The 13230-nt window shown below is 40.7% G+C and carries 10 protein-coding genes; 6 read left to right on the forward strand and 4 right to left on the reverse strand.

Annotated features, from left to right (window positions below):
- The first annotated feature begins 259 nt into the window (after positions 1-259).
- A complete protein-coding gene (locus DP117_RS19315; RefSeq protein ID WP_169219896.1) occupies positions 260-2293 on the forward strand; it encodes an iron uptake porin in 2034 nt (677 codons plus the stop codon).
- Between the two features lie 51 nt (positions 2294-2344).
- On the opposite strand, the gene DP117_RS19320 is transcribed toward DP117_RS19315, so the two are convergent.
- From DP117_RS19320 to DP117_RS19330, 3 genes are all read right to left on the reverse strand, one after another.
- A complete protein-coding gene (locus DP117_RS19320) occupies positions 2345-3673 on the reverse strand; it encodes an ATP-binding protein (protein WP_169219897.1) in 1329 nt (442 codons plus the stop codon).
- A 142-nt stretch (positions 3674-3815) separates the two neighbouring features.
- Positions 3816-5111 carry a tellurite resistance TerB C-terminal domain-containing protein gene (locus tag DP117_RS19325; protein WP_169219898.1) on the reverse strand — a complete coding sequence of 432 codons (1296 nt, stop codon included), beginning with the start codon at positions 5109-5111 and terminating at the stop codon, positions 3816-3818.
- A 149-nt stretch (positions 5112-5260) separates the two neighbouring features.
- On the reverse strand, positions 5261-6622 hold the full coding sequence (locus DP117_RS19330) for an ATP-binding protein (RefSeq protein WP_169219899.1): 1362 nt from the start codon (positions 6620-6622) through the stop codon (positions 5261-5263).
- 88 nt (positions 6623-6710) lie between these two features.
- On the opposite strand from DP117_RS19330, the gene DP117_RS19335 reads away from it, so the two are divergent.
- The 3 genes from DP117_RS19335 (at position 6711) to DP117_RS19345 (ending at position 9435) form a co-directional block, all read left to right on the forward strand.
- Positions 6711-7031, forward strand: a complete 321-nt coding sequence (locus DP117_RS19335; RefSeq protein WP_169219900.1) for a TMEM14 family protein — start codon at positions 6711-6713, stop codon at positions 7029-7031.
- Between the two features lie 566 nt (positions 7032-7597).
- On the forward strand, positions 7598-8800 hold the full coding sequence (locus DP117_RS19340; RefSeq protein WP_169219901.1) for a sensor histidine kinase: 1203 nt from the start codon (positions 7598-7600) through the stop codon (positions 8798-8800).
- On the forward strand, positions 8797-9435 hold the full coding sequence (locus DP117_RS19345) for a response regulator transcription factor (protein ID WP_169219902.1): 639 nt from the start codon (positions 8797-8799) through the stop codon (positions 9433-9435). The genes DP117_RS19340 and DP117_RS19345 overlap by 4 nt, the downstream gene beginning before the upstream one ends.
- Before the next feature lie 23 nt (positions 9436-9458).
- Here DP117_RS19345 and DP117_RS19350 read toward each other — a convergent pair whose 3' ends face one another.
- Positions 9459-10076 carry an AAA family ATPase gene (locus DP117_RS19350; protein WP_169219903.1) on the reverse strand — a complete coding sequence of 206 codons (618 nt, stop codon included), beginning with the start codon at positions 10074-10076 and terminating at the stop codon, positions 9459-9461.
- A 515-nt stretch (positions 10077-10591) separates the two neighbouring features.
- Here DP117_RS19350 and DP117_RS19355 point away from each other — a divergent pair.
- Together DP117_RS19355 and DP117_RS19360 are read left to right on the forward strand one after the other, a co-directional pair.
- The gene (locus DP117_RS19355; RefSeq protein WP_169219904.1) at positions 10592-11830 is read left to right on the forward strand and encodes a phosphotransferase; all 1239 of its coding nucleotides are present in this window, start codon (positions 10592-10594) and stop codon (positions 11828-11830) included.
- A 117-nt stretch (positions 11831-11947) separates the two neighbouring features.
- Positions 11948-13036: a T3SS effector HopA1 family protein gene (locus DP117_RS19360; RefSeq protein WP_169219905.1), complete on the forward strand. Its 1089-nt coding sequence runs from the start codon at positions 11948-11950 to the stop codon at positions 13034-13036.
- Positions 13037-13230: the final 194 nt, after the last annotated feature.

Here is a 13230-nt window from a genome sequence, read left to right on the forward strand (position 1 = left end):
GATTTTTGAGTACCTGAAAACACAAATAACTAATTTTTGTACTTAGAGGCATTTTTGGATAACTCGCAACTTGGGTTAATCGTCTGTCAAGCAATATCTTATATATCCAGTTCAAATAATGAGCTGTCATTAAAAAGGCAGCTATAGCTAGGTATTAGAGAAGGAACAACTTCTGAAGCTTAGCTCAGAAGCTCTTACCTTTTCAAGAAAGTAAGAGTTTCTTTTTAAAAACTGTTTTGTCGGGTGAGGATTTAAGAAAATGATAGGAAGAAAATATTTACTCCTAAGTAGTGCTTCAGCAATTTTCTTGGGTTTATCAGCAACTGTGGCAAAAGCTGTTGAAAAGCCAGCATTAGAAGAAGAGGCACTACAATCTACTTATACAACTGTGGCTCAATTAAGTGAAAAACAATCAGTCACATCAGAGAAAAAAACAGAAGCAAATTCTCTTGATGGGCTGAAAAAAAATACGACTTTGCAATCAGATTTAAATATTAATGCAGAACAATCAATAGTTCAGGTAACTAATGTTTCCCAGCTAGAAGATGTTCAACCAACAGACTGGGCTTTTGATGCATTGCGTAATCTGGTGGAACGATATGGTTGTATAGCAGGATATCCCGATGGCACTTTTCGGGGTAACCGGGCGATGACGCGCTACGAATTTGCTGCTGGTTTAAATGCTTGTCTGGAACAAATAAACACACTTATTAACCAATCTACTTCTGAGGCAGTGCGTCAAGAAGACTTACAAACATTACAACGGCTATCAGAAGATTTTCAAGCGGAATTAGCTTCGGTACGAGGTCGTATTGATACTCTGGAAGCGAAGACAGCAGAACTACAAGCAAATCAATTCTCTACAACTACAGTGCTAGGAGGAGAAGTCATTTTTGGAATCGCATCTGCCTTTGGAGGGAATCCACCAGGAGGATGTAGCGTGCCAGATGCAAGTTTATATGGAGCAAGAGCTGTTGACTGTAGAAATCCACGTGAACCACAGACTAACACGACTCTGGCTCACTTGACACGCTTGGGATTAGAGACCTCATTTACTGGTAAAGACCGCCTGCGAACTTATTTAGTCACAGGCAATTCTGACAACGGTGGCTTTACAAATGCTGGATCACTGAATACTTACATGGCACGGCTTTCTTACCAAGCAGACTTAGATAACCAGGTAAAACTAGACTTGCTAGAGTATCGGTTTCCGGCTTTTGGCGATCGCGTTGTCTTTAGTGTCATTCCCTATGGGTTCAGCTTAAGTAATGTGCTGTCAGCGAACTCTCCCTATTTTGATATTGGTAGAGGCTCAATTTCCCGCTTTGGTCAACTCAATCCCATCTTCCAGATTGGTAGCGTATTGGATGCTGGCGTGGGCTTTGACTGGCTGCTCTCTGACAAAGTGCGCTTGCAAGTGGCTTATGGTACTGGAAATAGTTCAAATCCAGATGGAGGAATCATCGGATCAGACCGTAGTGTTCTGGGAGTGCAGCTGGTCGCAACGCCATTTAACAACGTCATCACTGGATTAAGTTATGTAAATGCCTACACAAGTGATGGTGTATTGGGAACTTACACAGGAAGCGTTAACGCTGAAACGACTGGGTTATGGTCCGGGGGAAGGCTTCCCAATCAAACTAGCCAGTTTAATAACAATCAGCCTGATGCCGATCCTGGGCTTGGAGTAGAACTTGGAAATTTCCCAGCTCAAACTCATGCTGTTGGTGCAACATTACAATGGCGTTTGGCAAAGAACCTGACTTTTGGTGCTTGGGGAGGTTGGACTTTTACTAACTTCCTAAAGGAGATTCCTGAGTTTGCAGGAGACGACCGCTTCACACCTGATGTGAGAGAGGCCGGAAAGAAACCCTTTGGCAACACGGTGACTTACCTATTTTCTCTCGGTCTTTCCGATCCTTTTGGTCGCGAAGGAGATTTGTTAGCTTTCTTATTTGGTATGCCGCCTAAATTAGTTGATGCTGGACCGACAACCCCAGGTCAGTCTGTACCTTTTTTTGAACAGGTGGTCAGAGACGAAGACCCAGTCCCGGTTACTGATAACGACTCCCGAGTATCTCTCCGAGATAATCCCTCTCGACCTGGAGGAAGTATAGATCAGTTTGGACGTAAGGATAGATCAACCTCACTCCACTTCGAGTTGTTCTACCGCTTCAGAGTAAATGATAACCTCTGGATTACCCCAGGCTTGTTTGTTGTCACAAACCCAGGACATATTGCTGAAAACGACGCGATTTTTGTCGCTACTCTCCGCACGACTTTCCGCTTTTAGGGGTTGGGAGACCTCGCCTCCCGATTATTGAGAATGGTGCAAGTTATCAGTCTACAAACTAAACTCTGCTACATCATCCTCATCCACATCTGAACCTTTACTCACAACAGTAGGTTGAAAATCAGCACCATGAATGAGTGTACCAAAAGAAAGATTTGAATTTTGATAGAGAATATTCAACACGCTTAAGAAATCCCGTATGATTTCACTTGGTGTCAGCAAAGATTCTGCGCCTAAACGGTTAACGATTTCTTGCACAAAACTTTTAAAATCATCGTTTGTTAAAGTCTTTTCGTAACCAAAGTTGATGGCATGAATTTCTGTTAAGATGCGCAAAAGTGTCAAGATTTCTGCTTCTGTTAGCGGGTTAAGCCGCATGACTGGTCCCATATATTCCTGAACTCCTGCTTGAGTGACAAAACGGCTTTCTTTTGTCCGTCTTCGCCAAGCAGCATCTGCAAAAAGTCCGCGATTTGGGTCTTCTAAAAATCTTGTGGTACCACCAATAAAAATGCCAAGATGCTCTGCTTTGCACTGCATGGTATCATTAAATATTCCTAGCAACCTGTTATAATTTTTTTCTCGTGTCACTGTAGGAGATATCTGATATAAATGTGCAGCTTCATCAAGCAGAATTAAAAGACCTTTATAGCCAATTTCAGCAACAAATTTAGCGATGAGCTTGATGTAGTCATACCAACTCTCATCGTCAATTATGACACGTACTCCTAAAGCTGCTTTTGCCTCACTTTTAGTGGTGAATTCTCCCCGCAACCATCGCAGTGCTGCATTTTTCAAATCATCATCATCTAAGCGGTAGCCGCGCCAATAAGCAACAATCACGCTACCAAAATCAAATCCGTGAACTAAATCTTCAATATACTGAACAACTTCCCTAATTTTTTCTTCAACTTGATCATCAAAGCCTTCGTCATTGGGACGCATTCCGGTTTCTTTGGCAACTTCTTGTTGGATTTTATTAATCCATCCTTCTAAGATGGAAACCAACGCACCACCATCAGGACGAGTTTTTGTCGCAAGGTGACTCATCAATTCTCGATATGTTGCCAACCCTTCGTTGTGACTTCCCGCTAGTCGGCGTTCCCAGCATAAGTCAGCATCAGCGACAACAAAACCTTGCTCCATCGCACGGTTGCGAAGCAATTGTAGCATGAAGCTTTTGCCGGAACCGTAATTACCAATGATGAAGCGGAATGCTGCGATCCCTTCTGCGATGTCATCAAGATTTTGCGATAGGCTTTTGAGTTCTTGTTCCCGCCCTACTGCTATATGTTCCAATCCTACTCTCGGTACGACTCCCGCACCCAGAGAATTTATCAAAGCAGTTGATACTTTTTTTGAGATTTTGAGCTTTGTCATCTAGATTAATGCACCTCACTTTTTTCGTTCCTACGAAGTGCGTGGGAAAGCATTGAGTGGGCTGTCTCCTCTTGCCAATTTACCAAAGATGGAGCTTTGGTGAAAGTCTTCCCAGTTGAAACTCAGAATACGGTACATATATTCAGTTTAAAGAGGTTTGTTCAGCCATTTTGTACTCGTATATTGCAACTACTTTTTTGATATTGGTTTTATGTTCTTCATAAATTTCTGGAGTTTCTGAATTTGGGTCAATGATCAATTCACCAATAGTATCATTAGCAAGTTCATTAATGGAATCAATCAGTAGATTCGGCATGGTAATATTGTCTTCAGCAATCTTTTTCATCATAGCCTTTGGGTTGTCTTGCTCTAGCATAGCTTTTAATAGTCGAATTTCATAACCCTGTAGTTGCTTGGTTAATTCAGCCCATTCTTGCGAGAAATTTTCTGAGCTAGCAGTCGTCTCTGTAGTCTCTATTGATTCTATGGATTCTATTAATTCAGAGAAAGGAAAGAAATCTTCGCTTTCTTCCTGTTCATTGTCATTCAATTGTTCTTGAGTCGTTAGGGTTTCCATTTGATGGAGAAGTTCCCAAACTTGGCTTTGCAATTGGTCACGTTCCTCCTGTAACAATGTCACTTGTCTTTGTAACTGTTGTAATAGAGTTTGTTGTTCTGATACTTGGGTTTTCAAAGTCTTCAAGCTTGCTTTTATTTCTTTTTTCTCAGTTTCTTTCTCTAAAATGAATTGCTTTTGCTGGTTTTCTTGAACTTCAAACTCTTGTATTTGTACTCGCAACTCGTATAATTTCTCTTCTAGTTGAGGCTTTAACCGATTGAGGAGAGTTAAGCTACTTTCTAATTCTTGTTTTTCCTGCTGAAGTTCAGTGATTTGAGTTTGTAATTGAGTTATTTCGGAACGTGATACACTATAGTTTAATTCTAAACGGCGTTTTTCGGCTGTTAATGTAGAAAAAGTCTTGTTAAGTTCTATTTTTGATTTATCTAATGTGTGAAGTTCATTTTGTAGATAATTAATTTTTCCTTCTAACTGTTTTTTTTCCATTATGTAACTGCTGAGTTCTCGATTCAGAGAATCTCTCTGGTTACGTCGTTCGACAACTTGATTTTGTAAGTTGCTTAACTCGGCGTGCAGTACGGCATTATGCGCTTGAAGCTGATTCACTTCTGTGACAATGCGAGACTTTAATCCTTCGAGTTCTCTAATTCGCCTGTGTTGAGAATCTAAAATGAGCATCTCATGATTTCTTTGACGTTTATCTACAAATAATGCTGCTAGATACGTCGCAGGTACAGTGACGAAACCTGTCAGAAAAGCTTTGCTAAAATCCCAGCTAAGGATGAGACTAAGACCAAAACTGACGCCAAAGGCAACTATACCTATAATAAGTCGATTGCTGACTATCGCTGATTGCATATTGCTTGTTCTTAACATAGCTAAGTTATTAACCTAAGTATTTTCTAAGTCAATAAACCTTACACTGTCGCTTTGAAAGCTATCTGTGTCATGATTTCTAACACTATAGTCGAGAAAACGAAAAAATTAAAAACGAAATTTATCTTATTTTATGATTCTGTGTTTGCTGCATGCTGGGTTGAACGAGACACGGTTAAATCTGCTTTTAAGAAATCAACAAATTGCCTTGCTGTTCTTCCAGAACGACCATTATGGCGAGTCGCCCATTGTAAAGCTTGACGTTCTAAATCTTCCTGACTCATATCAATTTCAGCTTGTGCCGCAAGATGCCGGATAATGTGTAAGTAAGTTTTCTGGTCAGCGCCTTCAAAAGTCAAGGTCAAACCAAAGCGATCGCTAAAAGATAGCTTCTCTTGCATGGTATCCCATACATGGATTTCATCGTTGTCTTTGGGAGATGGTCGATCAGCAAAAAACTCTCGAATTAAGTGGCGACGGTTAGAAGTAGCATACACAACAGCATTTTGAGGTCGTGCGGTTAAATTGCCTTCTAAAACCACTTTAAGTGCTTTGAAGGCATCATCATCTTCTTCAAAAGACAGGTCATCGACAAAGATGATAAACTTTTGTGGAACACTGCGTAACTGTTCCACAATTTTTGGTAAGTCTTTCAATTCAGATTTTGCGACTTCTAGTAAACGTAAGTTGCGATCGCCATACTCATTGAGCAAAGCTTTTACCAAAGAAGATTTTCCTGAACCGCGACTACCGTAAAGTAAAACGTGCAGCGCCATCTGTCCAGATAATAAAAACTCTGTGTTTTTCAACAAAGCTTCTTTTTGCGACTCGTAACCGACAAGTTGATTCAATTGAACTGGATCGGGGTAGCGTATTCCGATAAACTGCCCAGCTTGCCAACGCGCAGCCCTATACTCTGCAAATAAGCCTGTACCAAATTGGTGATAATACGCCGCCAATTCTTTCACCGCATCAGCCCAATGTTCCAACTGTTGTAGTTTTGAAATCAAAGGAAATTCGTGAGTTTTTGCAACTCCATCTTTCTCTGTATACCATACGACTGGTGAAACGCTCAGATGAGCTACGTCTTGCACCCATTCACTTAAGATAGCGCTGCTACACTGATAAAGACTCTGCAACGCTTGTAAATCATGCTGAACTGCGGCTATTAAAGCTGGAGGTAAATTTTCAAATTCTTGTTGTTGAGCCAGTTGAGTAAAAGGATTCTCTGCTCTGAGAATTTGAGTAATGAGATATTCCTCCCAGTTTTGATGTCTGGCAGCCAAGCACCTAAAATAATTGCCGTATGACTGGAGGCAACCGCGTGCGTCGGCATCAGTGTAGCGTATTGCTTGCAACAGATCAAGATACGCGCTCCCCACTTCGCTTTGGACGACGGACTGGTAGAGTAAAAGGGACGCTGCTTGGCGTTGGAGGTATTGAACCTTTGCGTTCGGCTTAGCCGCTTCGTAGAAGATCGCTTGATTATCCATCAATCAAAAGGTAATGTAGCTAGATAGCTATGGTAAATTGTCTGCTGATAGCCGCATCAAAATTAAATTCTATATAGGTTTTTTAACAATGACTTTAGGTATCGTCGCACCTCTTGCCTACGGCATCTTAGCTCTCATAGGTGGTATTATTGGCTACCGTCAAGCGAATAGCAAAGTTTCTTTAATTAGTGGTGGTATCAGCGGTTTACTGCTGATTATTGCTGCTGTTGTGCAACTCCAAGGACAAACTTGGGGTTTGACGTTAGCTGCTGTGGTGACTGCTGTTTTAGTCATAACTTTTGGGGTTAGATTGGTGAAAACACGTAAATTTATGCCTGCGGGATTAATGGCTATCTTAGGTTTGGTGGCACTAGGGACAATGGTCAATCAACTGGTGGTGTTGAGGTAGCGTGAGGTTCCAAATCATACTAAGGGACTTCCAAATCAAAAATATGTAATCCTATATGAGTTGTGTAAAAGTGCCTGCGGGCAGCGCATAAATTGCTGGAGTCCACCAAACCCGGTTTCGCAAGAGTTACCGGGTTTCTAATTTTTCACAAATGATTTATAACTGCTTGGGACAGACCCCATAAGAACTGCCATTGTCATCATCATAATTGGACGGAAGCGAACCAGGCAAACTTCATAAATGGCACCAAAAGAATTTTTGGCGTTGCTGAATCCATGTATGAAAAAGATGTCGTGTGATTCCAAACCCCCGGATTCATCCGTGGGGATATTCTGAATTCTGAATTCTGGATTCTGACTCCTTTTCATTGAGATTTGTGTGACTTTTTTCCTAGTCCACAAAGAGCTAATCAGTAGGAAAGACTCTATCAATATTGATGATAGATTCGTTAAAGAAGAGAAAGAAAATGTTTGCAATGTTCTTTGGTGTCCAATACAGTTCAAATAAGCCCACAGGCGCACGTCCTGCTTCTGCAGGCTAGAACGATTTTCCAATCAGTCAATCTTATGGTTCGTCCGTCCTACCAACCGTTTCGTCTGTTGCTTTATCTGGAGTGGCTATTGTTAGCCACGGCAATTTTCATGGAAGTGATGTTACCTTTCGTGTTGTCTTGGCAGTTACTGCAGCGAGTTCTGATCATCATTGCCTTTGGTTTGATGGGCTTGAGACTGCCAAAACAAAAGTTGGGAGTAAAATTGCTTTACACTGCTCTGGAATTTGGCTTGATTTTGCTAGCAACGACTCAAGAAGGCTTATCCTCTCGCTCTGTTTTCCTGCTATGTCTGGTGCTGGTGATGCGGAGTTGCTTACTGTTTCGGCAAAAGGGACAGTTAGTAGTGTTGAGCTTAGCTTTCCTCTGTTATGGAACACTGCTGCTGTCAAAACCCATTATGCCTGACAAGATTAAAGTCGCTGTATGGGATTGGCGATTGAGTTCTGTATTGTTGTTTAGCTTGACGCTGATATTTGCTTTATTGTTGATTAATGCTCTGCTCGCAGAACGGCAAAGTCGAGAGCAGTTGCAGATTGCTCATCAGGAACTAGAAATCACCCATGAGCAACTACGACAGTATGCGCTGCGAATTGAAGATCAGGCAACTTTGCAGGAACGTAATCGGATTGCTCGCGAAATTCACGATGGACTCGGACACACCCTAGCCGCCCAAACCATTCAAATTAATAATGCTTTATTGTTCTGGCAATCGAATGACGACAAGGCATTGACTTTTATCAAACAGGCAAAGCAACTGGGATCTCAGGCGTTGCTGGAAATTCGGCGCTCAGTTTCAGTTTTGCGCTCAAATCCGCTGCAAGGACAATTACTTGAATCAGCCATTGAAAAGCTACTAAAAGACTTCCAACACACCACAGGGATTTCTCTGTCTAGCAAAATCTACTTACCAGTATCCTTACCCACAGAAGTGAAAACAACCGTTTACCGGATTGTGCAAGAATCGCTGACAAATATTTATAAACATGCTCAAGCAACAACTGTGAGCGTTCAGTTACAGCAGCAGACTGAGACGCTTCATCTTTCAATTGAGGACAATGGTAAAGGATTTGATCCAACTCAAAATACAACCGGGTTTGGACTGCAGGGGATGCGAGAACGAGCACTGGCGTTGGGCGCAGAGTTTCATCTCCACAGTCAACCAGAAAAAGGGTGTCGTATCTGTGTTTCTTTTCCACTATCAAATTTATTAATATGATTCGGATTTTATTAGTCGATGATCAACTTATCATCCGTCAAGGACTCAAGAGTTTACTAGAGTCTAATTCCGATATGCAAGTTATCGGTGAAGCGGAAAATGGGCAACGAGCGCTTGAGGTGATTTCCAGGCTACAACCCGATGTTGTGCTGATGGATATCCGGATGCCCGTTATGGATGGAGTCGCTGCAACTGGGGCGATCGCCCGACAATATCCTGACACGAAAGTGCTGGTGTTGACAACTTTCGATGATGATGAGTATGTCTCGCAAGCGATGCGATTAGGCGCTAAGGGCTACTTGCTCAAGGATACTGAGCCAGATGAACTGGCGTTAGCCATTCGAGCTATTTACAAGGGACATACCCAACTTGGTCCTGGGTTGTTTGAAAAAGCACTCATCTCCGTCACAACACCAGCCCCCTCGATGAAACATCCCCCAGAACTAGGGCAACTTACACCCAGAGAACTGGATGTATTACGTTTAATGGCTTCTGGAGCTAATAACCGTGAAATTGCGCAATCGCTTTTCCTCTCAGAGAACACTGTTAAGAATTATGTGACTAATATTCTCAGTCGCTTAAATTTGCGCGATCGCACCCAAGCAGCCCTGTTTGCTCATTCTTTATTTAAATAGTTGTTATCTTAGCAAAACTCAGTCTAGTAGTTTACATTTATCCATCGTGCGACTTCTTCCACACTCTCATTTACTGTTATTTTGGAAGTATCTAGAAGAGTGATTGGTGGCTTTGTCTTGTGTGCATTATCTTTAAACCAACGATTGAAGGATATGTGTTCGTTTATCCGTTCATCCGTAAAACCACGCCATGCGGGACGATTTTGTAATCGTGAGGTAAGAATTTCATCGTCACAAATCAAAGCCAAATAATAAATTTCTGAAAAATAGCGACGCTCTAAGCATCCTTCAAAATGCTCAGGAATTCCAGCGCCACATAGAACAACTGGTTTTCCAGACTGCGAAATATTTTTACACACTCGCAGCCAAGTTTCTCGATATTGACGTAAATCAGTTCCTGGTTGCTGTAATTCCTGACGCCAAAGAATATCACTTTCCATCACAACAACTTCTTTCATTTTGTCAACAAGTGCAAGACTGATTGTTGATTTGCCAGTACCACTTGCGCCCGAAAGAATAAATAATGGTAGTTGTATAAACTTGTGTTTCAATCCGCAATTTGGACATACAGCATATGGTCCAGAAGATACAATGATTTTATCAGGGCGATATTCGCCACAGTTGGAACAGATGTTAAACATGATATTTCTGAACGCTATTCGTTGAAAATCTTTGACCGAAGAAATAACGGGCTACGCCCCGCTACGCTAACACCAACTCACTAACTCAGTAATCAGAAGATCAACGCTAAAAAGTATACTAGCAACACTATACTAGCATCATTATTGATTTATGGAATGAAGAATAAAGATGTATTTCAAGTAGAGTGCAACGTGTAGAAATACGGCGTTCTTATCTAAATATCAGCGCATTTCTGTATGGGAATGTATTCTAAGTTCTGCGTTCTGATAACTGTTAGCGTAGCGGGGCGCAGCCCGTTCTTCTTAATCAGTGTTGAGCAAAATTTTAAGCAATAGTCATAATAGTACTGCCATTTTGGCAGGTTTGTTTGAAATAAATCGGATATTAGTAGATTGTGTCAATCGTTATTGATACTTGCAGGGTTTATTGCTATCTACCAAAATAATTCTAAAGTCAAGTCAACACTGAAATTGTTGATTATTATCAAGCATTTTTACGCTATAGGAAATTATACATGGTACTCTCACTATCTTCTCAGAATGTTATTCAGTATCTGTATCAAGCAGGTCTGTGTAGCTCAGAAGAAGGTGCAAATACCGATTCTGAGTTCACATCAAATAGTCAGAAAAATCTCAATTTACTTGTTACTTTAGCGGAAAACCACAAGTTGCTAGTGAAACAGGAACGATGCATTGAAAATGACGGATATCCACAAGACTTTTTCAATGAATGGCTGTTTCATCAGTTACTTCAGAAATTTCCGGTGTTAGGAAATATTTCTGCGATCGCATCTTTAGTCGTGCATTTTGATGAAGAAAAATCTATTCTTGTTCGCCACTACCTACAGGAGTATTTTGAACTAGGAAGTTTTTATCAAAAAAGTTTGCTCTTTCCCAAGGCGATCGCAAGTGCTATTGGTACTAGTTTGGGAGCGCTACATCGTGCTACTTTCAACCGCCGGGAATATCGTGATTTTATGGCAACTGCTCCTCAAGGACAGTTTTGCTATCAATTTTATAATCCAGCGCAAGGGATAGGAACAATTGGACCAGAAATTTTTGGTAATGTTCCTACAGATGCACTGAAATTTTATGTTCTTTATCAAAATTACGAAACAATAGAAGCAGCTATTGCTGAATTAGCGTATGAGTGGAATCCTTGCTGCTTAACTCATAATGACCTAAGATTGGAAAATATTTTAGTGCATTCAAAGTGGAAGCAGTTAGACAATTGTCTTGTCAAACTCATTGATTGGGAAGCTTGTGCTTGGGGAGATCCTGCTTTTGATTTGGGAACTTTAGTCGCAAGTTATCTAACAATTTGGTTAGATAGCTTAGTTGTAGATTTTACTCTCGATTTAGAAGAATCGCTACTTCTTGCAGCGGTTCCATTAGAAAATCTTCAGCCTTCAATACTAGCTCTTCTTCTAGGGTATCTTGATACTTTTCCAATCATTCTTGAGTATCGTTGTGAATTTGTTCAACGAGTTCTCCAGTTTGCGGGTTTAGTCCTGATTCATCGAATTCAAGAAAAGATTAATTCTTACAAACATTTTGATAATTCTGGTGTTTGTATGCTTAATTTTGCTAAAAGCTTACTGACGAGACCACAAGAATCTGTGCTGACTGTTTTTGGTATAGCAGAGTCAGAAATCTTAAAAATATTTACAAAGTTTGCTCAACTCTCTCATCCCAAAACAGAAAATAATCTGCTTCGCCTTTATTACGAAAAAACTCGATTGCGCGGTTTTTAAAACAGCATGTAGTACACTTCTTGTGTTAAGTAAACAGTCCTGCCAACTTATGGCAGGAGACTGAAAGCCAAATGATGAAACTGATAACTGCTCATTCTCCTTTGAGAAGTTCCAAGAATGCTAGAGTCTTCTACCAAACCACTACTAAATTCTCTATTAGATATTGCTAACAATATCCAAATTGAATCCAATTTTTGCATTCGTCATCCCAAATATCAACCTTTTGCCTTGCCAACTAAGATTGCAGAGCGATTTCGCAAAAATTCGCCTGCATTACAATGTAAGTATCTGGCTTTGCTATTGCGAAACTTCCTTCACGGTATTTATTACAATGGCTCTTTACAAAACACGTTGTCACTCAATAGTAATGTGAGTCATGACTTACCATATCAAAACTTAGAAAGTCATTCTATCTTGGAAATTGATGGGCAATTTTATGAACAACTACATACCAGTAATCATGGTATAGGTTACTTTGACCCTGGTTGGCAGCTGTTGCGACGGGAACCAGATGGTAGTATAGCAGTCAGCAAAGGTGGTTTAACATTGTATGTTGAATACAGTCACAAAATAGAACACTCAACGCAGACTGTCAAAGTAGGAGAGTTAATAAATATCTGGATGCCTAAAAATCGACTGCAAAACGGCTTTTATATAGCACTGAGTAATGTCAGACAGAATTTGCATCCTCACCCAGATACTGATTTAGGCGGAGGGCGAATTTACTTTAATATCACTCCAAGAGGTGCGATCGCCCTTATGGATAGTCTGACACAACAACTGAACGCTGCTGCAATTCCCTTTAATTTTCAGGTTTTACACAATCCAGTCGCCTATGGACGCTACGATTCAGGAGTGCTGTCGTTTGAGTGCGAAGACTATCCAGCGCTACGAAAAGTCCTTCAGGCTGTCTATGCAGAACATCAATCTCATTTTTACAAAGAAATACCTTTGTTTACCAAGTTTTTAGCGCCAGGGTTAAGTTTAGCTGAAGAACTTAGCCAAAAATTTGCTGTACAGGAAACTTTTGGAATGAACCGCTGCCAAATTGTGGCGAATGCTTTGTTGGAAGTTTGGCAACAACAGAACGATTCAACTGACGAGCGCATGAAAGCAATTCATTCACATTTTACTCGATTCGGTCTTGATTTACAGCGTCCCTACCTCAATCCTTGCTCAGAAGATATTTATTACCCATTAAACTGATAAATGTAGATTATTACGGTAAAATTGTTTACTGTAGCAGGCAAATAGCCTGCTATATATTTTTAATACTCCTTTACTCGTACGCCGCCCTTGCGTTCCTGTAGGGTAGATTAAGTATTATCGAACCGCCAAAACGCTAAAGAAAAGATAGGTAATCTTGTACTACCGAAGGAAGTAAATTTTGAATGTTGTTA

It is taken from the genome of Brasilonema sp. UFV-L1, from assembly GCF_012912105.1.
GTDB lineage: Bacteria > Cyanobacteriota > Cyanobacteriia > Cyanobacteriales > Nostocaceae > Brasilonema.